At 60.6% G+C, this 24,538-nt stretch carries 24 protein-coding genes and 1 tRNA gene; 7 read left to right on the forward strand and 18 right to left on the reverse strand.

The features are described from left to right. The first annotated feature begins 130 nt into the window (after nucleotides 1–130). Nucleotides 131–901 carry a FadR/GntR family transcriptional regulator gene (locus Q4481_RS05425; protein WP_304375300.1) on the forward strand — a complete coding sequence of 257 codons (771 nt, stop codon included), beginning with the start codon at nucleotides 131–133 and terminating at the stop codon, nucleotides 899–901. 2 nt (nucleotides 902–903) lie between these two features. Then, entirely contained in the window at nucleotides 904–1,938 is a 1,035-nt protein-coding gene (locus tag Q4481_RS05430) for a phosphotransferase family protein (protein ID WP_304375301.1), read from the forward strand. A 59-nt stretch (nucleotides 1,939–1,997) separates the two neighbouring features. Here the strand turns inward: Q4481_RS05430 and Q4481_RS05435 are convergent, their stop codons facing one another. Both Q4481_RS05435 and Q4481_RS05440 read right to left on the reverse strand, forming a co-directional pair. After that, nucleotides 1,998–2,648, reverse strand: a complete 651-nt coding sequence (locus Q4481_RS05435; RefSeq protein WP_304375302.1) for an alpha/beta hydrolase — start codon at nucleotides 2,646–2,648, stop codon at nucleotides 1,998–2,000. A 4-nt stretch (nucleotides 2,649–2,652) separates the two neighbouring features. Continuing rightward, a complete protein-coding gene (locus Q4481_RS05440) occupies nucleotides 2,653–3,609 on the reverse strand; it encodes a VOC family protein (protein ID WP_304375303.1) in 957 nt (318 codons plus the stop codon). 169 nt (nucleotides 3,610–3,778) lie between these two features. Here Q4481_RS05440 and Q4481_RS05445 point away from each other — a divergent pair, with 169 nt between their 5' ends. Continuing rightward, nucleotides 3,779–4,762, forward strand: coding sequence for a LysR family transcriptional regulator (locus Q4481_RS05445; RefSeq protein ID WP_304375304.1), 984 nt, complete (start codon nucleotides 3,779–3,781; stop codon nucleotides 4,760–4,762). An 81-nt stretch (nucleotides 4,763–4,843) separates the two neighbouring features. Here Q4481_RS05445 and Q4481_RS05450 read toward each other — a convergent pair whose 3' ends face one another. The 9 genes from Q4481_RS05450 to Q4481_RS05490 form a co-directional block, all read right to left on the reverse strand. Continuing rightward, entirely contained in the window at nucleotides 4,844–5,731 is an 888-nt protein-coding gene (locus tag Q4481_RS05450; protein ID WP_304375305.1) for an intradiol ring-cleavage dioxygenase, read from the reverse strand. A gap of 7 nt (nucleotides 5,732–5,738) precedes the next feature. Further along, nucleotides 5,739–7,493 (reverse strand): FAD-dependent oxidoreductase, encoded by a 1,755-nt coding sequence (locus Q4481_RS05455; protein WP_304375306.1) that lies wholly within the window; start codon nucleotides 7,491–7,493, stop codon nucleotides 5,739–5,741. Then, complete coding sequence (locus Q4481_RS05460) at nucleotides 7,493–8,569, reverse strand: branched-chain amino acid ABC transporter permease (RefSeq protein WP_377352964.1); 1,077 nt, start codon at nucleotides 8,567–8,569, stop codon at nucleotides 7,493–7,495. Before Q4481_RS05460 ends, Q4481_RS05455 begins: the two co-directional genes overlap by 1 nt. A gap of 1 nt (nucleotide 8,570) precedes the next feature. Then, complete coding sequence (locus tag Q4481_RS05465; RefSeq protein ID WP_304375307.1) at nucleotides 8,571–9,434, reverse strand: branched-chain amino acid ABC transporter permease; 864 nt, start codon at nucleotides 9,432–9,434, stop codon at nucleotides 8,571–8,573. Next, complete coding sequence (locus Q4481_RS05470) at nucleotides 9,431–10,141, reverse strand: ABC transporter ATP-binding protein (protein ID WP_304375308.1); 711 nt, start codon at nucleotides 10,139–10,141, stop codon at nucleotides 9,431–9,433. Before Q4481_RS05470 ends, Q4481_RS05465 begins: the two co-directional genes overlap by 4 nt. Then, on the reverse strand, nucleotides 10,141–10,860 hold the full coding sequence (locus tag Q4481_RS05475; RefSeq protein ID WP_304375309.1) for an ABC transporter ATP-binding protein: 720 nt from the start codon (nucleotides 10,858–10,860) through the stop codon (nucleotides 10,141–10,143). Before Q4481_RS05475 ends, Q4481_RS05470 begins: the two co-directional genes overlap by 1 nt. Nucleotides 10,861–10,961: 101 nt before the next feature. Next, nucleotides 10,962–12,239, reverse strand: coding sequence for an ABC transporter substrate-binding protein (locus tag Q4481_RS05480; protein ID WP_304375310.1), 1,278 nt, complete (start codon nucleotides 12,237–12,239; stop codon nucleotides 10,962–10,964). Between the two features lie 23 nt (nucleotides 12,240–12,262). Continuing rightward, nucleotides 12,263–13,324: a maleylacetate reductase gene (locus tag Q4481_RS05485; RefSeq protein ID WP_304375311.1), complete on the reverse strand. Its 1,062-nt coding sequence runs from the start codon at nucleotides 13,322–13,324 to the stop codon at nucleotides 12,263–12,265. After that, on the reverse strand, nucleotides 13,321–14,181 hold the full coding sequence (locus Q4481_RS05490; RefSeq protein ID WP_304375312.1) for a dioxygenase family protein: 861 nt from the start codon (nucleotides 14,179–14,181) through the stop codon (nucleotides 13,321–13,323). The genes Q4481_RS05485 and Q4481_RS05490 overlap by 4 nt, the downstream gene beginning before the upstream one ends. A gap of 80 nt (nucleotides 14,182–14,261) precedes the next feature. On the opposite strand from Q4481_RS05490, the gene Q4481_RS05495 reads away from it, so the two are divergent. After that, nucleotides 14,262–15,212 (forward strand): LysR family transcriptional regulator, encoded by a 951-nt coding sequence (locus tag Q4481_RS05495; RefSeq protein WP_304375313.1) that lies wholly within the window; start codon nucleotides 14,262–14,264, stop codon nucleotides 15,210–15,212. A 213-nt stretch (nucleotides 15,213–15,425) separates the two neighbouring features. On the opposite strand, the gene Q4481_RS05500 is transcribed toward Q4481_RS05495, so the two are convergent. The 4 genes from Q4481_RS05500 to Q4481_RS05515 all read right to left on the reverse strand — a co-directional run bounded on the left by Q4481_RS05500 (nucleotide 15,426) and on the right by Q4481_RS05515 (nucleotide 18,406). Then, nucleotides 15,426–15,501: transfer RNA gene (locus tag Q4481_RS05500), tRNA-Lys, on the reverse strand. Between the two features lie 128 nt (nucleotides 15,502–15,629). After that, nucleotides 15,630–16,541: a PhzF family phenazine biosynthesis protein gene (locus tag Q4481_RS05505; RefSeq protein WP_304375314.1), complete on the reverse strand. Its 912-nt coding sequence runs from the start codon at nucleotides 16,539–16,541 to the stop codon at nucleotides 15,630–15,632. Next, complete coding sequence (locus Q4481_RS05510; RefSeq protein WP_304375315.1) at nucleotides 16,538–17,278, reverse strand: NUDIX hydrolase; 741 nt, start codon at nucleotides 17,276–17,278, stop codon at nucleotides 16,538–16,540. The genes Q4481_RS05505 and Q4481_RS05510 overlap by 4 nt, the downstream gene beginning before the upstream one ends. Before the next feature lie 21 nt (nucleotides 17,279–17,299). Then, nucleotides 17,300–18,406 (reverse strand): endonuclease/exonuclease/phosphatase family protein, encoded by a 1,107-nt coding sequence (locus tag Q4481_RS05515; RefSeq protein ID WP_304375316.1) that lies wholly within the window; start codon nucleotides 18,404–18,406, stop codon nucleotides 17,300–17,302. A gap of 283 nt (nucleotides 18,407–18,689) precedes the next feature. Between Q4481_RS05515 and Q4481_RS05520 the strand changes: the two genes are divergently transcribed. Further along, nucleotides 18,690–19,073, forward strand: coding sequence for a DUF4189 domain-containing protein (locus Q4481_RS05520; RefSeq protein ID WP_304375317.1), 384 nt, complete (start codon nucleotides 18,690–18,692; stop codon nucleotides 19,071–19,073). A 59-nt stretch (nucleotides 19,074–19,132) separates the two neighbouring features. Here the strand turns inward: Q4481_RS05520 and Q4481_RS05525 are convergent, their stop codons facing one another. The 3 genes from Q4481_RS05525 to betI all read right to left on the reverse strand — a co-directional run bounded on the left by Q4481_RS05525 (nucleotide 19,133) and on the right by betI (nucleotide 22,205). Beyond that, nucleotides 19,133–20,065 (reverse strand): L-lactate dehydrogenase, encoded by a 933-nt coding sequence (locus tag Q4481_RS05525; protein WP_304375318.1) that lies wholly within the window; start codon nucleotides 20,063–20,065, stop codon nucleotides 19,133–19,135. 130 nt (nucleotides 20,066–20,195) lie between these two features. After that, nucleotides 20,196–21,425, reverse strand: coding sequence for an aminotransferase-like domain-containing protein (locus tag Q4481_RS05530; protein WP_304375496.1), 1,230 nt, complete (start codon nucleotides 21,423–21,425; stop codon nucleotides 20,196–20,198). 150 nt (nucleotides 21,426–21,575) lie between these two features. Next, nucleotides 21,576–22,205 (reverse strand): transcriptional regulator BetI, encoded by a 630-nt coding sequence (gene betI / locus Q4481_RS05535; protein WP_304375319.1) that lies wholly within the window; start codon nucleotides 22,203–22,205, stop codon nucleotides 21,576–21,578. 103 nt (nucleotides 22,206–22,308) lie between these two features. Here betI and choX point away from each other — a divergent pair, with 103 nt between their 5' ends. Beyond that, the gene (gene choX, locus Q4481_RS05540; protein ID WP_304375320.1) at nucleotides 22,309–23,253 is read left to right on the forward strand and encodes a choline ABC transporter substrate-binding protein; all 945 of its coding nucleotides are present in this window, start codon (nucleotides 22,309–22,311) and stop codon (nucleotides 23,251–23,253) included. A 19-nt stretch (nucleotides 23,254–23,272) separates the two neighbouring features. Then, nucleotides 23,273–24,286 (forward strand): alcohol dehydrogenase catalytic domain-containing protein, encoded by a 1,014-nt coding sequence (locus tag Q4481_RS05545; RefSeq protein ID WP_304375497.1) that lies wholly within the window; start codon nucleotides 23,273–23,275, stop codon nucleotides 24,284–24,286. Nucleotides 24,287–24,538: the final 252 nt, after the last annotated feature.

A 24,538-nucleotide genomic window follows, 5' to 3' on the forward strand; every position in this document is an offset into this window, starting at 1 on the left:
GCTTTTCTGTTGCCTAATGTCCATTTGTCTGACAATGTGATATTACTATAATCAGAGAAGCCGACCAGTTGCAAGGGGGGTGCGCGATTGATATTTCAATGGGCCACCCAGCTGCGGAGAAACAGGAAACATGAAATCTCGCCCCATCGTCGTTCAGACTTCCTACAGGGAGGTCTTCAACCAGCTCGAAGACGCCATTCTTCGAGGCGAACTGAAAATGGACGAGCCGCTTCCGACGGAGGCGGAACTCTGCGAGATCCTGCAGGTGAAGCGTTCAACGGTGCGCGAAGGGATTCGGCTCCTGGAGCAGAGTGGTCTCGTCACCCGTAACAGCGCGCGCCGTCTCGTCGTTTCGGCACCGAACGCCAACCGGTCATCCGAAAACATCATCCGGTCGGTCACACTCAACAAGGTAACGCTGGAAGAGCTTTGGCGGGTGCAGCGCGAGCTGGAAGCATTGGCCAGTCGGCTCGCCTGCGACAGCATCACCAAGCCGTTGCTCGAAGAACTGTCGGCGAACATCGAACAGACCCGGGTATCGCGGGACGATCCGAAGACGATCGTCCGCATCGACATGGAGTTCCATCGGCTGATCGCCCATGCCTCCAACAACCGCGCCCTGACGCTTGCCCGGGATCCGCTCGGATTGCTGCTCTATGCCTCGAGCGACTTCGTCATCACCCGGCTTGCCCAATCGACCGACCGCCTGATCGCCGCCCATCAGCGCATCTATGATGCCATTGCAGCCAACGATCCCGAAAATGCTGCCAAATGGATGCTCAAGCACATGGATGACTTCAAGCGCGGCTGCATCATGGCCGGTGCTGTTTTCGACGATCCCATACTCGACTTCGTCGATATCGATGTCCTCTCCGACCTCACGGAAGCTCTAAGAAAGTAACCATGCAAGACAGCCTGCATATTGATTTCGACCTGTCCCGTCTTGGATCCTATCTTGCCGGTATCTGGCCTGAGGCAGGCCGCCTGATCGGCGTTCAGCGCTATAAGGGAGGCCAGTCGAATCCGACCTACCGGCTCGATTTCGAGCATCGGCGCGCCGTTCTGCGCCGCAAGCCCTTCGGCACGCTGCTCAAGTCAGCGCACGCCATCGAACGCGAATACCGCGTGCAGGATGCGTTGAAGGGAACCGGCGTGCCGGTGGCACGCATGATCCATCTGTGCGAAGACCCCGCAGTGATCGGCGCGGCATTCTACGTCATGGAACATGTCGACGGCAGGATCTTCTGGGACCCGGCCCTTGCCGAAATCGACCGCTCCGACCGCCGCGCCTATTATGAAGCGATGGCGCGTGCGCTCGCGTCCCTTCATCGTGTCGATGCCCAGACAATCGGGCTCGGGGATTTCGGCCGGCCGGGCAGCTATTTCGAACGTCAGGTCGCGCGCTGGACGACCCAGTATCGCGCAAGCGAGACAGAAAAGCGCCCGGATATGGATCGGGTTATCGCCTGGCTTGCCGAAACCCCCTCGCCCGCCGATGACCGCGCCACGCTCGTGCATGGCGATTTTCGCATCGACAACATGATCTTCGACCCGGCACGGCCTGAAATTCTGTGCTTCCTCGACTGGGAACTGTCGACCATCGGGCACCCCTTCGCCGACATTTCCTATCAATGCATGCAGTGGCGCCTCCCCAATCAGGGGGTGATCAGTGGCCTTGGCGGCATCGACCGCACCGCTTCGGGCATTCCCACGGAAGACGAGTATCTAGCAATCTATTGCGAAGCGGCGGGAATTCAGGAAATCCCGCACTGGTCCTACTATCTGGTGTTCAACTTCTTCCGCCTTGCCGCAATTCTCGATGGCGTCAACCGAAGGGTTCTCGATGGCAACGCCGCCGATCCTGAGCGCGGACGCAAGATGGCAGCATCCATTCCCATGCTGGCGCAGATGGCCGTCGAAATCATCGACCGGGGCTGACCGAGCCCATTGGGCAGACTGAACCGCCCAGTGATCATCAGGTCATTTGCGCGGCGCGCCTACCACCAGGAGCCGCGCGCCATATCCATCAGCATGGAATCGAAGGTGGCGATTTCGCTGTCCGACACCTCGTGGGCGCGGTCCGGCAGCACATCGCAGCGAAGACGGGCGCGGGCGCGGGCCAGCGTTTCGGCGGCACTCACCATCGACGCGACGGGAATCCACGGATCCTTGTCCGACCCCGTGAGAAAGACCGGCAGTCGATCGAGATCGGCAAAGGGCCGGTCGCAGGTCGCAGTGCCGACCCGGCAACCGGTCAGGTTCACCATCGCGCCGTTCCAGGGGCCATGCCGCATGGCATATTCGAGCGCCAGGCAAGCCCCCTGGCTGAAGCCTGCAAGCACAAGCGGCTTGGCCTGATGGCGGCCCTCGTCGAGCCCCGTAACCAGGCTTCGCACATAGGCGATCGAATGATCGAGCTGCTGGCGGGTTTCATCGGTCAGCGCTTCGGTCGCACGCGCGCTATACCAGCTCTTGTCGCGCGCACGCGGCAGAACGAAAGCGACATCCTTCGTCTTCAGCCTGGAAATCACCTGCTCCTGCATGTCCTCGGGCGTCTGGGTACGCCCGTGAATGAACACGCAGTGAACCAGGGCCTCCCCGGGCGGAACGCCGAGGAGGAGAGGTTCATCATGGTGGACCATCGACATGATCTCAGAAATTCGCGGGTTCCAGGCCCGCTATGAGTTCCTGCTTGCGATCTTCGAACCAGGGCGGGAACACAAGCGTGGTGCCGATCTGATCGGCCGGCTCATCGAGTGCCCAACCACCTTCGACCGACCAGGCAATCTCGAACAGGGCACCGCCGGGCGAGCGCACATAGCAGGATTTGAAATAGTTGCGATCCTTCTGGTCGGAGACATCGGTGAAGCCGAGCCCCTCGAGATGCGCCTTGAGCTTGAGCTGGTTTTCCTCATTGCCGGTATTGAGCGCCAGATGGTGGATCGTGCCGCCCGCCAGCGTCCAGGTGCCCTGCGGACCGTTCGATTCGTGAATGACTTCGACGATGCTGCTCGGTCCGCCAGTGTTCGGCACACTGAACATCAGGCCTTCATCGCTGTCGGCTTCCTTCTTCATCGACATCCCGATGCCGAGGAAATCGTCCATCGCGGAACGGTCGAAAACGGCGATTGCGGCACCGTAGATACCCTTGATGCCATGGGCGGCAGAAACGCCCTGCGCTTCGTTGACGATCGACGGACGGCTGTCTGCCGGGCTCTCGACCAGTTCATGCGGAATGCCGCAAGGATGGGCGAAGGCAACGCGGGTGATGCCGAAACGCGAAATCTTGGTGGCGCCAATGCCCTTGCCGTTCAGCCGGTCGACCCAGTAATCGGCCGAACCGACCGGAATGGACTGCTGGATGATCTTCGACTGGTTGGTACCGCGACGGCCATAGACGGCAGGCTTGCGGAACGGGAATGTGGTGATGATCGTCGAGGCGTCGCCGTTCCGCGACCCGTAATAAAGGTGATAAACGGGAATGACACCGTCAAAGAGAACGGTGCGCTTGACCGAATAGAGGCCGAGTATCTTCGTATAGAAATCGTAATCTTCCTGCACACCATCGGTGCACAGCGTCAAATGATGGTAGCCGCTGACAAGAGCCATTTTGTCCTCCTCCGAAAACAGTCCCACAGTCCGGATGCGGTTCCTCAACCGCAATTTTCCGGGGCCACGGCCCGATGCTGCAACCAGCAATCATCCGTGATCGATAGGACTATAGCCGATACAATCGCCTATTGATTGACATTATTCATACGTTCTATAGCAATTTGCTATGAAGATCGTTGAAGCCCATCTCGTCCAGCTCGCAGCTGTCATCGAAACCGGCGGTGTGACGGAAGCCGCAGCCATGCTCGGAATGACCCAGTCGGCCATTTCCCGCACGATTTCGATTCTCGAAAAACGCATCGGCGAGCCTTTGTTCGTCTCCGGCCGCCGCCCGATGCAGCCGACCCCGCTCGGAGAACAGCTCGGACAACAGGGCAAATCGATCCTCGCCTCTTCAAGAAAGGCAATGGAGATCATCCGCAGCTTCAAATCCGGCTCATCCGGTCGGGTGCGGATTGGCGGGGTGCCCTTCTTCATGGATGCCGTCGTCTCGCCGATGATCGCGTCGTTCCAGCGCGACGAGCCGGGCATCATGGTCCATCAGTCCTACGGCAACTATCCCGATCTCGTCGCCGAACTGGATTCGGGCCAGATCGATCTCGCGGTGACGCCGACAGGGGCGGTGGACCTGCGCGCCGATCTCCATTTCGAACCAATTCTGCCCGCCCGCAATGTTCTGGCCTGCAGCGCCGGCCATCCGCTGGTGCACAAACGCACGCTCGCGACCGAGGATATCGTCAATTATCCCTGGGTCGCGCCCCTCCCCGGCTCGCCCCTGGTGCTCGACCTGCACAATATCCTCCTGACGCTCGGGCTTGAGGAACTCGGCCTTCGCTATGCCGGTGGATCACTCTTGAGCGTTGTGAACTATCTCGCCGGAACCGATGCACTGGCAGTGCTTCCGCATTCAGTTGCCTATGCCTTTCGCGGCGAAAACAAGATCACCATCGTTCCCGTCGACATTCCGCAGCCGGAACGGGTGCTGGGCATCATGACGCGCAAGAGGCCCTATTCGAATCCGGCCGGCCGCAAGTTCATCGGCCATCTGCGCCGGGAATTCGCCGAGCTTCGCCGCGCCGTGGAAAAACACGAGAAGACCATTCGTTGGATCCAGGGCCCGTTCATGGGCGAACGAAAGTCCGCGGAATAACCGGAATGACAAAGGGAGGCCGCCGGTTGGCGCCCTCCCTGCATTCGCTGATCAAGTATCCAGCCGGTACGGCGAAGGCTCTCAGGATGCCTTTTGCCGCGCCAGCACGAAATCATGCGTGACGTCCCAGAATTCGCCTGCGAATTCGTAGGTCCGGGCGCGTTCCGGATCATGCACCTTGTTGAATTTGGCCAGCAGGCTTTCCTTCACCCCGAACACCGCATCCGAGTTGATATAGGGATCATCGGGATCGAAGATATGCGTCGTCAGCGTTTCGAAACCGTCGGCGCTGATGATGTAATGCAGGTGTGCCGGCCGATAAGGATGGCGTCCGAGATGGCCGAGCAATTGGCCGACGGGACCATCGTCCGGGATCGGGTAGAATTTCGGCTTCACGGCCCGGAACCAGTAACGACCGTCGACCCCGGTACGAAACACGCCGCGCAGATTGAAATCAGGCTGGATGCCCTTCTGCTGCACGTCGTAGAAACCCTCGTCATTGGCCTGCCAGACATCGATGACAGCATTGGCAATCGGCTTGCCTTCCGTATCGAGGATGCGGCCTTCGATGACCATGTCCTCGCCCTTGCTGTCGAGGCAGATGTTCGACCCCATCGGCAGTTCCGGCGCATTGGCCACATGAAACGGGCCAAGCACGGTGCTCTCGGAGGCTCCGGAAGGTTTGCGATTGTTGATCGCATCGACCAGCATCGAGACACCGAGCACATCCGACAAGAGGATGAATTCCTGCCGCCATTCATTGCACATCTGACCGGTCCTGGTCAGGAACATGATGGCTTCGAACCATTCGTCCTGTGTCGGTTCCAGTTCCTTCACCGCCTCATGCAGCTTGCGGGTGATAACTTCCATCACCTGCTTCAGCCGCTCGCTCTTCGCACCGGCATTGCGTCCGGTGACGACCTCGACCGAGTTCTCCTCGGTAAAATAGCCTTTTTCATACGCTTCCATGCTCGCCTCACCGGTCCAGGATTGTTTTCAGGACGCGGCGCAGAGCCGCTTCCGGGTCAGCTGCCAGGGTTTCTGCGCGCCAGGCGACGTGATGGTCCGGTCGGACCAGAATGACACCTGAATCCCCCACCTCGCGGGCGCGGGCCCAATCGCCATAATGATCCTGCCATTTCTGGCGCGGACCGATCACATGGGTTTCGATCGGCAGGCCGAGTTCAGCCGAGAGTGTCTTCGCCGCATCGACCCATCCCTTGCCGCCGATGCCGGTCAGGATCGTGAGTTTGCCATGACCGCAAAGATCGAGCGTCGAGCGTTTCTGGTTGTTGTCGTTGAACAACCAGGCATGCGGCACACGCGCGCCGGGCCAGGTCGTCTGCTGGAAATGCAGTTCCGGATCGAGATCATAGGCGGGCTCCGGTTGGCCATCAGCAGCAACAGCCGACGACCGGTATCGATGGTTCATCTCCACGCCATGAGCGTCGAATTCATAGACCTTTGCAGCGATCGCTTCACGCAGCGCGGCGCGCTGGTTCTCTGCCGCCGGCGTATCCTCACAGCGGCGATCCATGTTCTCCTGCATCTTCACCGGATCGATCGAATCGAGCAGGCCGAGTGCGCCGAAGATCGGGCCGAATTCCTCGATCGACTTGTTGGCGCGGGTGACGATCTGCTTGGCAACCGGCGCGCGCTCTTCGCTGTAGCTTTCGAGAAGTCCCGGACCCGCCTGCCCCTTGACCACCATCGCAAGCTTCCAGGCGAGGTTGAAACCGTCCTGGATCGAGGTGTTCGAGCCGAGACCGTTCGATGGCGGATGGCGATGGATCGCATCCCCCATGCAGAAGACGCGGCCCTTTTGGGCTCGCGTGGCATAGCAATTGTTGACGGTCCAGGTCGAAACGGATGTGATTTCGATATCGATGTCCGGATCGCCGATCAGGTCGCGTGCGACGCCTTCCGCAAAGGCATTGTCGACATGGGCCACGCCTTCATTGATATCGTAGCCCCAGTTGATCAGCCATTCGTTCCACGGCCTGATCATGCGCACCAGCCCCATGCCGATGCCGCCGACATTCGAACCGGGCTGCAGCACCCAGTAAAGCACGGACGGACGGTGGGCGACATAACGCGTGAGGTCGGCTTTGAAGATGATGTTCATCGAGCCGGCCACGCCCATCTTGCCCTCGAATGGCAGGCCGATATGCTGAGCCACGAGCGAGTTGCCGCCATCGGCACCGACGAGGAACTTCGAGCGAACGGTGAATTCCTTGCCAGTCAGCCGGTCGCGACAGGTGGTCGTGACACCGTCGGCATCCTGCTCGTGGCTGACATATTCGGTCGACATGCGCGCCTGCGTTCCCCGCGAGCAGGCAGTCTTGAACAGCAGCGGCTCCATGAAGGTCTGCGGCAGGTCGTTCATTTCCGTCGGCGACGAGAGCAGATGCTCAGCCTTGGATTTCGGATGGGTTCCCCAGGTCTTGAGGCGACCGAGTTCCTCACCGGCGATGGCGGTGCAGAAAACGTTTTCGCCCATGATTTCCTGCGGGCTGCACTGCTGATAGGCTTCGGCTTCGACCTCATGTCCAAGATCGCGCAGCACTTCCATGGCGCGCTGGTTGGTAATGTGGGCGCGCGGCGTATTGGCGAGCCAGCGATAGCGGTTGATCGCCATGTTTTCGACGCCGTAGCTTGACAGCAGCGCGGCGGTTGCCGATCCCGCCGGACCGGTTCCGATAATCAATACGTCAGTTTCGATGTCAGCCATCATGCACTCCCTCGGTCGTCATTGCGTTGGCCCGCCAGAATACGGCGGACAGGAAAGATCTGGATTGCGGTTTTGTCGGTGAAGAGGCCCCAGAGGCCACGCGGCGCAAACAGCATGACCGCGATCCCGATGAGGCCAAGGATAAGCAGATACCAGGAGCCATAATCAGCGAGCAGGTTCTGCAGCAGATAGAAGACGATGACGCCGACGATCGGCCCCTCGAGCGTACCGATGCCGCCGATCACCACGATGAAGATCACATAGGCGGTCCAGTCGGGGACGGAGAAGGCGGCATCCGGCGAGATGCGGGCCTTCTGGACATAGATGATCGCACCGGCCAGCCCGGTCACGAACGCCACGACCAGATAGACGAAGGACTTCGTCCAGAGGGGATCGACGCCGACGGAGCGCGCCGCTTCGCGGTTGTCACGCACGGCGGCAAGTCCGAGCCCCTGCTTGGAGCGCAGAAGCTTGTAGATCAGGCCGATCGTCGCCACCGTCAGCAGGAGTGCCAGCCAGTAGCAGACGATGTCGGTTGCCTGCGGCCCCCTGACGCCGAGCAGGTCGGCCACGAAACGGACACCGAACATGTCGCGCGTCGCCCCCGAGGGCAGCGAGGTTCCGGTGCCGCCGCCAAGCGCCTTCCACTGCGCGAGCAACAGCCGCACGACCTCGGCGATCACCCAGGTTCCGATCGCGAAATAGGCACCATGCAGGCGAAAGACGAAGAAGGCCGTCGGCACCGACAGAAGAAGAGCGGCAAGACCGCCCAGAACGATCGCGGCAAGCGGATCAAGCCCCATCAGGCTGACGCCGGCAAACATCGCATAGGCTCCGAACCCGACAAAGGCTTGCTGACCGACCGAAACAAGCCCGGCATAGCCGGCAAGCAGGTTCCAGCACTGGGCGAGCACCAGCATGGTCAGAATGAAGAACAGATCCTGGATGACGGCCCGTGGTGCAAACAGCGGCGCCAAGGCAGCCAGAAGCACGATCGCAAGAGTGAGAATCAGCAAGACCTGCGAGCCGCGGGTACGGGTCGAAACGGTCCAGGGTGAAGAGGTGCGTTCGATCATGTCAGTCCACCGCTCTTGGGAAGAGGCCGCGCGGGGCAAACAGCAGCACGACGAGGAAGGCAATGTGGCCGGCAAGGATCTGCCATTCCGGGTTGATCGCCGCACCCAGCGTCTGCGCCACGCCGATGATGATGCCGCCGGCAAGCGTGCCCCAGAAGGAGCCAAGTCCGCCGATGATCACCGCTTCGAAAGCATAGATCAGCCGTGCCGGCCCTTGTGTTGGGTCGAAATTGGCGCGCGTGCCGAGGTAAAGGGCTGCGATCGTCACCACCATCATGGCAATGCCGGTTGCCGTTGCGAAAAGACGTTCGGCGCGAATGCCCATCAAGCCGGCCGTCGCCCTGTCATCGGAGGTGGCGCGAAATGCCCGTCCGAGCGAGGTGCGGTAGAAGACGAGGTTGAGCGCCACGATGACAGCGATCGCCGACAGGAAGGTCAGAAGCGGCATGGTGCCGATGTTCAACGGCCCGACCTGCAGGGAGGCCGTCTCGAGCGCCCCTGCCGAAATGCGCCGGCTATCGGCTGAAAAACCCTCAAGCAGGCCGTTCTGGATCACGACCGACAGACCGAACGTTACGAGCAGCGGCGGCAGGATATCATTTCCGAGCGTGCGGTTGAGAACCAGATATTGCAGTGCCCAGCCGAGCGCGAACATCACCGGCAGTGCCACCAGAGCCGCAAGGAAGGGATTGAGCCCGAGCGCGCTCACCAGCAGCAGCACGAGAAAGGCCGCAAGCACAATCAGATCGCCATGCGCGAGGTTGACGAGCCGCATGATGCCGAAAACGAGACTGAGACCGGCTGCGAACAGCGCGTAGAGACCACCAAGCAAAACACCCTGAAGAATCGTATCGAGCCAGTTCATTTCGCATGCACTCCAAAATAGGCCGCATGAATATCGTCCCGGCTCAGCGATGCGGGTGTTCCCGTCAGCGTCACCCGACCCTCCATCATGCAATAGACGCGGTCGGCAACCTTCAGGGCCTGGCCGATATCCTGCTCGATAATGACGATCGAAGCGCCGGTTGCGCGTATTTTCGGAAAGGCCGCATAGATGTCCTTGATGATGACGGGTGCCAGCCCGAGGCTCACCTCGTCGCAGAGCAACACGCGCGGATTGGACATCAGAGCACGCCCCACCGCCACCATCTGCTGTTGGCCACCCGATAGCGCCGTGCCGGGGGAGTTGCGCCGCTCCTTGAGCACGGGAAAGAGATCATAGATCGCGTCCAGCCCCCAGAGACCGCCGCCACTGCGGCCGTAGCGACCGATCAGCAGGTTCTCCTCGACGGAGAGCGACGGAAAAAGCCTGCGCCCTTCCGGCACCATGGCAATGCCCTGGCAGACCACATCGGGCGCGGGCAAGGCACCGATCTTTTTGCCTTCATAGAGGATCTGTTCGGGCGCATTGCGGATCAGGCCGGATATGGAGCGCAACAACGTGGATTTGCCCGCACCATTCGCCCCGATCACGGCCACGGTTTCGCCCTCGTCGACATGCATGTCGACACCGAACAGGGCCTGGAAATCGCCGTAGAAGGCCGTCAGTCCATGTGTTTCAATGAGTGCCATCAGACATCGATCCCGAGATAGATTTCGCGCACCTCTTTGGAGGCCATGATGGTCTGGGGATCACCCACACCGATCACACGACCGAAATTGAGCACCACCAGACGGCTGACCACCGAGGTAAGCGCGTGCAAGACATGCTCGATCCAGATGACCGAGACACCCCGCCGATGGACCGCGCGGATCGTTTCCACCAGTTGATGACATTCCCCCTCCGTCAGCCCACCGGCAATCTCGTCGAGCAGCAGCACTTTCGGATCGGTCGCAAGTGCACGGGCCAGTTCAAGCCGCTTGCGCTGCAGGAGCCCCAGCGTTCCCGCTGGCTGGTTGGCGCGGTCGATCAGCCCGGTTTCGACCAGGATATCGGCGCAGCGATCCCCAACATCCCGCTCCGCCTTGCGCGAGCCGAAGGAGGCGCCGACCAGCAGGTTTTCGAAGACGGTTAGCTTCTCGAATGGCTGGGGAATCTGGAAAGTGCGGCCGACACCGGCAAGACAGCGCGCCATCGGCGGTTGCCGGGTCACATCGTCGCCGGCGAAGGTGATGGTGCCCGCATCGACCCGAATATTGCCGGTGATCAGGTTGAAAAGGGTCGACTTGCCGGCACCGTTGGGCCCGATCACACCGAGCGCCTCGCCATCGTCGAGTGAAAACGAAATCGCATCGGCCACCTTGAGCGCACCGAAGCTTTTCGAGACATTTTCCAGGGCGAGTATCGGCATCGGTTTCTCTGCATCCGCGTGTGTCGCATCAGACCCTGGCCGAGCCGGGCTCCATAACGGAACCGGCTCGGCCAGATGTCGCGCTCAGGCAGGGCCTGTCGTCAGGCGATGGCTTCCATCTTGCCGCCCGTCGGAATGGCCGGGGCGGTCTGGTTGTCGACAATGACGAGGTCGTAGCCACCGCCGTCCTTGAGCCGCCATTGGCCGCCGACCAGCGGGGTCTTGGCAATATTCTTGGCGGCAAAGGGCGGAAGGTTCGCGCCATCCCAGGCAACCGGACCGACGATCGTGTCGAGTTTCGAGGCGGCGATTGCCGCGATCACGGCCTGGCTGTCGGTCGGATCAGCCCGCTTCATCACATCGACGGCGAGTTCGAACAGCGCATGCACGAAGCCGATCGGTTGCGTCCACGGCCTGCCGGTAGCAGCCGTGAAACCGTCGGCGAGTTCCTTGGCGCTCTGGCCGGTCAGTGACGACTTGAACGGATGGCTCGCAGACCACCAGACTTCGCAGGAGAGATTGTGCCCGTTCTTGCCAAGTGCCTCGACCGCCTGCGGAAACAGGATCGCCTTGCCGATCGACGCCACTTTCGGCTTGAAACCCTGCTGTTGGGCCTGGTTCCAGAAAGTCGTGAAGTCCGGCGGGATCATCACCCCGGTGATGACCTCGCTGCCAGCGGATTTGAAGGCATTGATCTGGGCCGAGAAATCGTCGGTCAGGTTCTGGTAGCGACCGGGATCGACGAGCGAATAGCCCAGTTTGTCGAGCACCGGCGGGAAGCCGACCGCCTTGTCGCCCCAGGCATTGCCATCACCGTCGTTCGGAAACAGCCCGCCAACCTTCTTGTTGGTCTCAACCTGGCCCCACATGTTGGTATAGACGGCAATCACATCTTCCAGACCCCAGAAGAAGTGGAAGACGCTGTTGAACGGTTTCCACGACGAAGGATCGCCGGGATTGGCCTGCTGGCCGATGAACCAGGGCTGCCAGGGGGCGGCCGTGGAAATGCAGGGCACTTCCTCGGCTTCGCAAGTCGTCGCGACCGGGTTGGTCGTTTCCGGCGTCGAGGCAACCAGCACGAGATTGACCTCGTCATCGACGATCAGTTCCTTGGCGACTTCCGCCGCCCGGTTCGGGTTGGACTGGCTGTCCTTGACGATGACCTCGAAATTGAGCCCGGCAGCCTTGGTGGCAGCCATGAAGCCGTCGATGATGAATTTGTCGGCTTCCGCAAAGGCGGCAAGCGGCCCCGTCTGCGGACTGACATAACCGAGCTTGATCGGCGCATTGGCGGCAAGCGCCGGTAGCGCAAAGCCCGAGGTCGCTGCCAGTGCTCCCGTGGCAGCGGTGGATTTGATGAAGTCGCGTCTCGTGAACATATGCTTTCTCCTCCCAAAGAAATTCAATATGGCGGCCGTGCTCCGCTCCAGGCATCCTGCAGAAGCGACCGGATCGAAGCACGATCGATCGGTCGCGGGTTGGCATAGGGGTTTTTCGTCGCGATCTCGGCCGCACGGTCGAGATCGGCTTCGGTGAGACCGAAATCCTTGAGCGCCATCGGCGAACCCACCGCTTGCGCGAAATCGTACAGACCCTGGCCGGGCGTGCCGCCGAAAATAGCGGAAATCGGCGCCATCAGCTCCGGCACCACGGATGCGTTGAAGCCGATTGTATGGGGCAGCATGACGGCATGGGTCTCGGCATGCGGCGTATCGAAGCTGCCGCCAAGCGTGTGGCAGATCTTGTGATGCAGCGACATGGTGATCTGGCCGAGAACGGTGCCGCAGAGCCAGGCGCCATAAAGCGCCTTACTGCGCGCCTCGCCATCGCGCGGACTGGCAATGATGGTCGGCAACGCCTCCTTGAGCGCGCGCATGCCTTCGATCGCCATCAGGGTGGCAATCGGGTTGCGATCCGGCGCATAGAGCCCTTCGGCGGCATGGGCGATCGCGTTGAGCCCACTGGTCACGCTCATGGTGACCGGCAGGCCAAGCGTCAGTTCCGGATCGTAGATGACGACTTCCGGCGTGATCTTCGGACTGCGGATCGTCGTCTTGATGCCGTCTTCGGTCTGGCCGAGAATAGGTGTGACTTCAGACCCCGCATAGGTGGTCGGGATGACGATCTGCTGAATATCCGTCCGCCAGGCCATGGCCTTGCCCAGTCCGGTGGTGGAGCCTCCACCCAGGGAAACAACGCAATCGGCGCCGAGTGCTGCGGCATGGGCGACCGCCCGTTCCGTGACCTCGACCGGCGTATGCATGGTCGCCTCGGTGAATGTGCCGACCGCAAGCGGTCCGAGCCTTTTTGCCAGTCGCTCCGCATCGGCGGCCTGATGTGGCGTCGACAGAACAAGGGCGCGTCGGCACTGCAAGTCCTCGACGGCCTTGCCGACCTCGGCGCTTGCACCATTGCCGAAGAGGATGCGGGCGGACGAACCCTGATAGGAAAAGGCCAAAGTCATGATGAAGCCCGCCCCTTCTTTGCCCGCACCATGACGAAGGTGAAATCGAGCGTCCAGCTGTCGCCCTTCCCCGCCGGCTCGAACGTGCCGATCAATTCCGGCTTGACCCCGAACAGGGCATCGCGACCGAGATGCGGATCGCTTGCATCATAGACATGGGTGCTGATCGGCTCGAAACCGTCGGCCTTGATGATGAAATGCAGATGCGCGGGACGCCGCATGGCAAAGCCGAGACCGCCGAGCAGTTGGCCGACAGGACCGTCACAGGGCACGGCATAGCCGCCCGGTCGCACGGTTCTGTAACGGAACAGGCCCGAAGCATCCGAGGTGAAGACGCCGCGCAGGTTGAATTCGGGCTGCTGGTCCGGCTGCTGGTTCTCATAAAGACCTTCGCCATTGGCCTGCCAGGTCTCGATCGTGGCTCCCGCGATCGGATGGCCGTCAAGGTCGCGGACATGGCCGGTCACCGAAAGAACCGAACCGACCCCATCCAGAGAAATATTGGCATCGTTCGGGAGTCGCGGCGCATCCGCCCTGTAGAAGGGGCCGCGCACAGTGTTGGGCGTCGCCCCTTTCGGTCGGCTGGTGTTGATCTCTTCGATCAGCGCCGTGACGCCAAGAAGATCGGAGAGCAGCACCCATTCCTGACGGCGACCATCACTGGCATGACCGACATCGGTGAGAAACTCGACGGTGCGGCGCCAATCGGCATGGGTGGGACGCGTCTGGCGGATGAGTTCATGCAGATGCTCGATGAACGGGACCATGAAGGCCTGCAAAGAACCGCCGGCCTGCTTGTCGAGCCTCTCGGCGACAAGCTGTGCGGAATTGCGCTCACTGAACGATTGATCTGCCATGGTTCCTCCCATGCAGAAACCTTAGCAACGGAGAACCGCGCACTTGATAATTTATTTCACGATTAATATGCATATTTGTTATGAAGTTCGATGAGAGACATCTCGTACAGCTGGCAGCGGTGGTCCAGGCCGGAGGGGTCACGGAAGGCGCAATCCTTCTGGGGCTGAGCCAGCCTGCCGTGTCGCGAACGCTTGCCATGCTGGAAAAAAGGCTCGGCGAGCCGCTGTTCATCAAGGGGCGCCGTCCTTTGCAGCCGACGCCCCTCGGCCGGGCGCTTGCCGATCACGGCCAGACCATGCTGACGGCGGCGCGCAAGGCCTCTGCGCTTGTCGAGGGCTTTCGGCATGGCAAGACCGGCCTTGTCCGCGTCGGCGGCACACCCTTCTTCATGGATGCACTGATCGCCGGCATGGTCGCGGGCTTCCAGAATTCCTACCCCGAAGTCCGGATCGAGCAGAGCTATGGCTATCTAAACGATCTGCGTTCGGCGATCGTCGCCGATCGCATCGATCTCGCCATCTGCCCGATTGACATGCTGGATGAAGGTTCGGGGATGCGTTTTCAGGAGTTGCTGCCAGGCCGCAATGTCGTCGCCTGCCGCGTCACCCATCCCTTGCTGCTCAAGCGCAAGCTCGCCGGGCCGGAACTGCTCGATTATCCCTGGATCGCGCCGCCGCCGGGCAGCCCGCTCTTGGCCGATCTCCGCAGCCTCGTCCTCTCGCTCGGCGCCACGGAAACCAAGATCCGCTATGCCGGCGGCTCCCTGACCAGTGCCATCAACTACATGAAGGAGAGCGATGCGCTGACGATCCTGCCCCATAGCGTCGTCTTCGCCTATCGTAACGACAAGGCGATCACAGCCTTGCCGGTCAACATTCCCCACCCCGAGCGGGCCCTGGGCCTTTTGACCCGCACCGGCGACCTCGGCGCACCGGCGACCGAGGCTTTCGCAGCCCATATCCGCAAGAGTTTCGAACAGTTGCGGCATCTGATCAAACGCCACGAACAATCCGTTGTCTGGGGCATGTGACAGGTGGCGACAAGGATGGAGCGCGGCTTCAAGCCACGGCACCCACTCGAGCAACATTTGCAACCGCTACAGAAGGCGATCAGGGAGATTGCGAGCAGCCCCGGTCAGCGCTCTTGCGCCTCGATAAGCGTTCCAAAGCGGAAGATAACAACACATGCGCAAGGTCGTCTTTCGACGACCACTTAACAAGTTCAATTTGCTTTTGAAGAGAGATGGTGGGTGATGTAGGGCTCGAACCTACGACCCGCTGATTAAGAGTCAGCTGCTCTACCAACTGAGCTAATCACCCGACCGGCGCCGTCGTTCCGGCGTCTGAGGGGGCGTATAAAGGGATCTGTTTTGGTTGGCAACCCCCATCGTCAAAAAACTTTCAAAAAGCCCGAACTTTTCTGCATCGGGCTTTTTTATGGTTGAAAATCAAAGGTAAAGCACGCCGGATGCAATACGTACTGCTTCACCGCCGATCCGCGCTTTCGCCACGGCACCCTTCTCGGCCTGGATATGCAGGTGAATGAGCGAGGGGCGCCCCATCTCCACCCCCTGTTCGATCAGAAGCGCGTGCTGGCCATCCGAAAGTCCATCGAAATGGTGGATTGCACCGGAAAGTGCGGCCACCGCACCGCCGGTCGCCGGGTCTTCCGCAATCCCCATATCGGGCGCAAACATGCGGGCATGAAAGGCCGCCCTGTGATCGACGCCACCGCGGCAATAGAGATAGACAGAGAGCTGCGGATGTCCCGAATGGGCCATAGCCTTGTTCCACAGCAACGGATTGAATGTCACCGAGCCGATCGTCGCCATATCCCTGACCGGCAGCATCAGGAAGGGCACGCCGGCACTCCAGACCGACGCGGCGTGATTCTCGAACCCGATATCGGCAGCACTGATGCAGAGGGCATCGGCGATCGCAGCCGGATCAAGCGTCGCTTCCAGCCGCGCCGAGAGCCGCGGCAGGTCGAATTCGGCAAAGGATGTCTTGCCTTCCTGCAAACGCACGGCGCAGCGAACCGGACCGACCTTCTCCTCCAGCACGCTTACTACGTCGATGCTGGCGCCGGCATGGTTGAGCTCGGCGAGCGCGATGGCCGTGCCGACGGTCGGATGGCCGGCAAAAGGCAATTCGCGACCGGGTGTGAAGATCCGGATGCTGGCCGTATGGGCCCGGTTTTGCGGCGGCAGAACGAAGACGGTTTCGGACAGGTTGAATTCACGGGTGATCGCCTGCATGGCGGCATCGCTCAACCCCTCCCCGTCATGCACAACAGCGAGCGGATTTCCCGCCATCGCCTCAGCGGTAAAGACATCATAGATGGAATAGGCTCGGCTCATGGTCGGATATCCTTCTGTTCGGTGAGCCAGCCGAGAATCGGTGGCATGAAGAAAGCATAGTCGTGGGCCTGCGGATCGGCCGACCGGATCGGCACTGCCGCGGAAATTTCCGGCTCGGCCTCGGAGGCTATGTGGGCGCCGATGCGTTCGACGATATCGGCTTCGGAGAGGTCGAAGCGGAATCGGCGGAAAATCGTCACCGTATTCTGCGACCAGCAGGCATGGGCGACCGGATCCGCAAGGGCATCGCCGAGATCGAGCCCGGTTTCCTCGCCGACTTCGCGCCGCATGTTGAAATCGATATCGAGACGACCATCGAACACGTCGCTCGCATCCATCGAGCCGGCGGCACAATAGACCCGGCCGGGATTGGCGGTGGTTTCGGCCATGCGAATGGCAATGAGCGCTCCATCCTTTGTCAGGATCAGCGGCATGGCGAAGAGATGCGCGGCTTCCACGGGCCGTTCGGCGCGGCGCCAGTAGAGGAAGGCGGAGAAGGGAATCATGAAGGCCCGGCCGCGGATAGCACCATCGTCATGGCTCAGCCGATGCTGCAGCACCATGCGCCCATCATAAAGGCTCGGATTGGCGGCATGCTCGGCCTGCCAGTTTTCGGCAATGGCTGTGCGCTTGTCGCACACGAACGGATGCTCGCCTTCCGCCACCTCGAGATGGAGCGAACGAACAGGAAAAATCAGGTTTTCGGCCGGAAAGCCGCTCAATGCATGATCTGGCATGGGCATGATCTGGCAGGGTCCTTAGGGAATTTCGATGGACATGACGACGGGGCAATGATCGGACGCCTTGGGACGATCCCAGCCGGTTCGCGGATAGCGTTCTTCCGGCTGCCCCGGGGGAAACGGCGTCCGATATGGCTGGCCGGCCCGTACGATCTCCGGCAACCCGTGCGGATTGGCGCGCGACAGGGCCTGGGAAAGGAATACATAGTCGAGCTGGCAGAGATGCCGCTCTTCCAGCCCGCGCGTGTGATAAAGCGTCCAGCGCTCGTCGACGGGCAGTCGGCCCACCACATTTTCGAGAAACTGGTCCTGGGTGAAGATGTCGAGCGCGCTTTCGAGCTCTCCCTCATGCGCAAAGCCATAGCCACCCTTGCGGCCGCCGGAGACGATGAGCTTCTCCTGATAGTCGTTCATGTCTCCGCAGAGAACGAAGGCACCGCTGCCGCCACCGGGACCGAAGCGCTCCTCGATGATGCGGCGAATTGCCAGTGCCTCGGCCCGCCGGAGTGGTGCCGTTGCCTGGCGCCCGTCGAGGCCGTTGCGCGGCGACGTCATGGATTTGAGATGGCTGACATAGAGCGTCAACGGCCGTCCGCCGATTCGGACATCGAGTTCCAGGCAGTCGCGCCGGAAAATCTTGTCGTCCGGCTTTTCCGTTTCGGCCAGAAGCGGATTGAAGAGATCGAACTGGCGGAAGGTGATGGCCGCGTGGCTGCGGATATCGACGAACTCGATCGGTTCGCCATCGCGGGTCTTCTCCCGCATCATCACGGCCACATCGATGCCGCGGCTGTCATTGCCGACGATGAGATATTTCTGCCGATAGCCCTCGCCCATCATCTTGTAGAGATAGCCATGCTCGAACGCATCGAGCGCTTCGCGGCTTTCCACCTCCTGCAGGCAGAGAATGTCCGCATCGACATCGGCAATCGCCAGCGCCGTCAACTGGCGCGTATCATCGGTGGAAGCCACCATGCGCGCCGCCTCAAGCTGCTGGTAGGATTGTTCCGAGGAAACCGAATAGAGCCGCATCACGCGGTCCTGTCGCAACTGGTTGCGGAAGCCGCCAAAATCGAACCGCGTCAGCAGATTCTCGATATTGAAGGTGCCGATCCTGACTGCCATGACGCGCTCCGCCTGAGTTGACCAGTGGTATAGCACGCCCGTTCCCGCAGGAAAGCCTGATGCCACCGGATGGCTTGCAGATGATCGCAGCCGCAAATTGCCACAACCGGCCGGGAACGCCTATTCGGCGGCGTTTGGTCGCATCGTCCGACATCCACAGAAGTTTTTTTACTATCCGGTCCAATATTTCACGAAAATCTACTGGACTCTCGAATAAACCCAAAACAATATTCGTTTCAAAAATGAAAGAAAACAGTGCCTTCCATCTGCAAAGGGGGATCCCATGAAGAAGCTCGCAACCAAACTGATCGTCGCATCCATTCTCGTTTCGGCAGCCGCCATGCCGGGCACCGCTCTGGCGGGTAATCTCTATGGCGCCATCGCCTATTCGCAGCAGACCAAGAACTATTCCTGGGCTACGGATTTCGCCACCCAGGAAGCCGCTGAAGCTGCCGCGATGGACGAGTGCTACAACAAGGCAAGCGATTGCCGCATCACCACCTGGTTCCAGAACGCCTGCGGCGCGCTTGCTGTCGGTGAAGATGGCGGCTGGGGTTCGCATTGGGGCAAGAACTTCCGCCAGGCCCAGAACAAGGCGCTTTCTGCCTGCAACGGCAGCTCTTACAATTGCGAAGTCGTAATCACGAAGTGCGTCTCGGGCTACTGAGCCAAAACGATCTTCGAACCGAACGGCGGGTTCTCATCGGCCCGCCGTTTTCTTTTCCGTCAGATTTGAACCGCGGTGGCCGTCGTCTTTAAAAGGGTGGCGCTGCGGTTGAGCGCCTCGGCCTCGGCCTCGTTCAGTTCCGGAATGAGCTCGGTCACGATGCCGGCCGAACCGATCACCCGCGGGATCGATAGCGCCACATCGGTAACGCCGACGATATCGCGCGTCATGGCCGATACCGACAAGAGTTCGCGCCGGTCGCCGGCGATCGCCTTGACGATGCGCGCCAGTCCCGCTCCGATACCATAATAGGTCGACCCCTTGCCGTTGATGATCTTGTAGGCGGCATTGCGCACGCCGTTATCGATCGCTGCGATGACTTCATCCGTGAACGGTTTGCCGATCTGGGCCGCGAAGGAGGCAACCGGCGTCGAGCCGGCCTGCGCACTCGACCAGGCAAGAACCTCGCTATCGCCATGCTCGCCCAGCACATGCGCATGGACCGATTGCGGCGAGATGCCGAGATGGCGGCCGAGGAGGCTGCGGAAGCGCGCCGAATCAAGGATCGTTCCCGAGCCGATGACGCGCGAAGCCGGAAGGCCGGAGAGCCGGAAGGTGATATCGGTCATGATGTCGACGGGATTGGTGGCGATGAGAAGAATGGCATCGGGTGCAGCCTTCAGCACCTCGGCCACCACCTGACGGAAAACTTCGGCATTGCGCTCGAGGAGCGCCAGCCGCGTCTCGCCGGGCTTCTGGCTGACGCCGGCCGCCAGGATCACCACATCGGCACCCGACAGGCCATCATATCCGGCGGCCTGCACAATCGTGTGCGAATGAAACGGAACAGCATGCGCGATATCTTCGGCCTGCGCCACGGCGAGATCCGAATTGCGATCGACCAGCGTGATTTCGCTTGCGATTCCGAGCAGGGCGAGCGCAAACGCCGCCGAACTGCCAACCATGCCTGCCCCAACGACACCGACCTTCATGCCCTATCCCTCCGGTTGTATCGGCATCCTTGTCGATCCTGCTTTCGCCGTCAATCGACTTTGAATGCAATGCAAAAAGCCGCCTCCCGAGTGGGAAGCGGCTTCGTCATACCATCCGAAGATGACAGGATCAGGCGGCAGCCTTCTTTTGTGCGGCGATCAGGCGGCCGAGGCGGGCGATGCCATCCTCGATCATCGTATCAGTGGCGCAGGAGAAGGACAGGCGGATCGTGTTCGCGCCCGAACCGTCGGCAAAGAAGGCCTTGCCGGGAACGAACGCCACGCGCTCGCTCTTCAGCGACTGGGCGAGCAGCGATGCACCATCCATGCCTTCCGGCAGCGTGACCCAGACGAACATGCCGCCTTCCGGACGCGTCCAATCGACACCGGCCGGCATATGGCGATCCATCGCCTCGAGCATCTTCTTGCGGCGATGGCCATAGGTCTTGCGGATCTTGGCGATCTGCTCGTCATAGAGACGTTCGGCGACCTTGCCGATCACCATCTGGTTGATCGTCGAGGAATGAAGATCGGCGGCCTGCTTGATCAGAACCAGCTTGCGCACGACATCCGAATTGGCAACCACCCAGCCGATGCGCAGGCCCGGCGCCAGCGTTTTGGAGAAGGTGCCGCAATAGAAGGTGCGGGTCTTTTCGATATCGTTGCCATTGCGGGCAAGATCGAGTGCGAGGATCGGCGGAACGCTTTCCCCCTCATAGCGGAGCGACTGGTAGGCGGCATCCTCAATGACCGGAATATCGATCTTCTCGGCCAGATCCAGGAGCCATTCGCGCTCGGCGCGCGTCATGGTCACGCCGGTCGGATTGTGGAATTCCGGCACGCAATAGGCAAACTTGACCTGCCCGCCCTTTTCACTCGCCTGGTCGATATAGGTCTGCGGCTCGCGGTTGGAGAGCGGGATGAGCTTGTCGTAGTTCGGCTCGTAGGCATTGAAGGCACCGAGCGCGCCCATATAGGTCGGCCAGGTCACGAGCGCTGTGTCGTTCTTCGACAGGAACAGCTTGCCAAGATAATCGAGCAACTGCTGCGAACCCGAGGTGATGAAGACATTTTCGGCCTTGCAGGTGATGCCGATGCGGCTCATTTCGCCGACGATCCAGTCACGCAACGGCTTGTAGCCTTCCGAAACGGAATATTGAAGCGCGGCATCGCCCTGGGCGCCCGACAGCACTTCTGCATAGGCTTCCGCCACTTCCGCCTTCGGAAACAGGTTGACATCCGGAATGCCGCCGGCAAAAGAGATGATGTCGGGCTGTTCGAGCAGCTTCAGAAGTTCGCGAATTTCGGATGCTTTCATCCGGCTCGCGCGGGTGGCAAAAACCTTTTCCCAATCCATGATGGTTTCCTCTTGGTCTTGTTTTGTCGGAGAAGATCATGCAGCACGGTTTATGTCAACATTACTGACCTATTTTTCGTGCTGCCGGATCGCTTTTTCAGACAGTGTTCGGCGCTCCCCCTCGCGGGTCACCAACTTTGTGCGCTTTCATGATCATGCCGGTGTCTTTTTCATGGCGGCGATGACCTCCGGATCCAGCATTCGTATCGAATAGTCCTGCAAAAGCTGCCGGGCTTCGGCGACAGAAATGTCGGAATCCGGATCACCCTTCCGGAGCCACAGACCATCCACCATGGCGGAAAATCCGCGAATGAAACTGTTGGCGCGTTCCCGCTCAACGAAGGGGCGCAGCGCCACGCCGAGATTGGAGCGCAGGCGCGGATAATAGGGCCGCAACAGCCGCGCATAATTGGCATTGTGCGAAGCCTCGGCAAAGAGCGAGATCCAGGCGCGCGCGGTCGGCAGATCGAATCGCCGCTCCGGAAAGTTTCCATCGATGATCGCGTTCAGCCGATCCCAGCGGGTCTCGGCCCGTTTCAGATGGATCACCACCTCTTCCATCAGGATACGATGGTTCATGCGCACCATTTCGAAGAGGACCTCTTCCTTGTCGCGGAAATAATAGGTCAGGATGCCCTGCGACATGCCCGCTTCGTGGCAGATCCGCGTGGTCGTGAGCCCCTTCAACCCGTCGCGCAGAAAGATGCGATGGGCCGCATCGATCAGTTCGACGCGGCGGATATCCTCGATTCGGGTCTTCTGCTTTTTCGTGCGATTTGCCATGGCGCTTCTTACCGCTTCAATTTTTTGTACGCTCTAACAATTTTTTGGTTGCGCAAAAAATATCCTATCCTATTGTCGATGCATAATCGACAAGGGGAACATCATGAAAAAGTTCAAGACAGCGGCCATGGCCGCGACGGCCTTCGCATGCCTTGCCACCACCGCAGTTGCAGCCGAGAAGGCCGAGTGCAAGCTCGTACGCATGTCGGACCTCGGCTGGACTGACATTGCACTCACCAACACGACCGCCGAACTCATTCTCAAGGCGCTCGGCTACGAGGTCCAGCAATCCCTGCTCGCCCTCAATGTCACCTTCGATTCGCTCAAGAACGACGATATGGATGTGTTCCTCGGCAACTGGCGCCCGGTGCAGGACCTCGACTACAAGGCCTATTTTGATTCCGGAGCCGTGGTGCCTCTGACCACCAACCTCACCGGCGCCAAATATACGCTCGCCGTGCCTCAATATGTCGCCGATGCGGGTCTCAAATCCTTCGACGATCTGCAGAAATTTGCCGACAAGCTCGACCACAAGATCTATGGCATCGAACCGGGTTCCAACAAGCCGCTGCTCGACATGATCGCGGCCAAGACCCACGGGCTGGATGGCGACTGGCAAGTGGTGGAATCGAGCGAAGCGGCCATGCTCGCTCAGGTTCAGCGCGCTGTCGCCGCCAAGGATTTCATCGTCTTCCTCGGCTGGCAGCCGCATCCGATGAACGTCAACATGGAGATGACCTATCTCGCGGGCGGCGATGCCGAATTCGGCCCGGATTTTGGTGGCGCCACCGTCCGCACGATCGCGCGCGGAACCTATCCGCAGGATTGCCCGAATGTGACGCAGTTCTTCACCAATCTGGTCTTCGATATCGATTACGAGAACACCGGCATGAACATGATCATGACCGACGGGCTCGAAGTCCCCGCCGCAGCCACCAAGATGATGCGCGACAATCCCCGCAAGGTCGAGGAATGGCTGAAGGGTGTTTCGACCATCGACGGCAAGCCGGGTTTCGACGCCGTCAAATCCGCGCTCGAGATTGAGTGAGGGTGCCCGCGTGAATGCCATGATGCGCGCCGCCGTTCTGGTCGATTTCGGCGCTCCGCTCGAGATCCGAACGGTGAGACGCCCCGAGCCGAAAGCCGGACAGATCCTTGTCCGGCTCGAAGCCTGCGGTCTCTGCCACTCCGATGTCCATATCTGGAAGGGTGAGGTTCGCCCGCCCGTTTCTCCCGACCCGTTCGTCCTCGGTCACGAGGGTGTCGGCCGTATCGAAGCTCTGGGTGCCGGCGTGACAGGTTGGTCGGTGGGCGACAGGGCCGGCGTTCCCTGGCTGCACAAGACCTGCCTTTGCTGCGACGAATGCCGCGATGGCGAGGAATCCTTCTGCCAGCACCAGACAGCCCATGGCCTGAATGTTCCCGGCGCGCTCGCCGACTATGTTGTGGTCGATGCCGATTTCGCGGTCCGCCTGCCCGGCACGGTCGACGCGGTTCAGACCGCACCGGTCATGTGCGCCGGCGTCACCGCCTATGGCGCCATCCGCCGCGCCCGGATGTTGGCCGGAGAACGGCTTGCCGTCTTCGGCTGTGGTGGGCTCGGCCTCTATGCGGTACAGATCGCGCACCGGATGGGTATCGAAGTGGTGGCAATCGACCGCGATCCGGACAAGCTTTCGACAGCGCGCGCGCTGGGTGCCAATGAAACGGAAATCGCTGACGGTGGCCTTACCGAACGGATGAGCGAACCCGGACGCCGCGTCCATGCGGCGATCAATTTCGCCCCCACCACCCGCACCTGGCCCGCCATGCTATCGGCGATCCGCCCACGCGGGCGCATCGTCGCCGCAGCCCTCGTCTCCGAACCGGTCGGTCTCAATCAGGAATGGCTGACCGGAACCGGTGTCACGATCACCGGCACCAGCGTCGGTACCCGCAAGGAAATGCAGGAACTGGTTGCCCTGCATGCGGCCAACCCGCTGACCGCTCCGATCGAGGAAATTTCCCTCGAACAGGTCTCCGACGCATTGATCGCGCTCGAAGAGGGCAAGGCGAAAGGCCGGTTTGTGATCCGATTGTAACAACCGAAGCTTGAAATTACCTGTTTTGGGTTAGCCTAGACAAGGCACTGGAATGCAACCAGAATTTCTCTATATTATTTCATTCTGAAAAAACCATGAAACATTTCTGAAACAAAAGTTACATTTTCGTCGCATAAATTGCTGTCCCCGTTCGTCATTGCAACCGTTGAGGCATTTCGAACGGATTGCTTGCGCATTTTCTATGATCGGGGATGAAACGATGCCCGTCGAATGCGTCACCACTCCGTCCGA

This window comes from Fluviirhizobium alvei (genome assembly GCF_030551875.1).
Taxonomy (GTDB): Bacteria; Pseudomonadota; Alphaproteobacteria; order Rhizobiales; family Rhizobiaceae; genus Rhizobium_E; species Rhizobium_E alvei.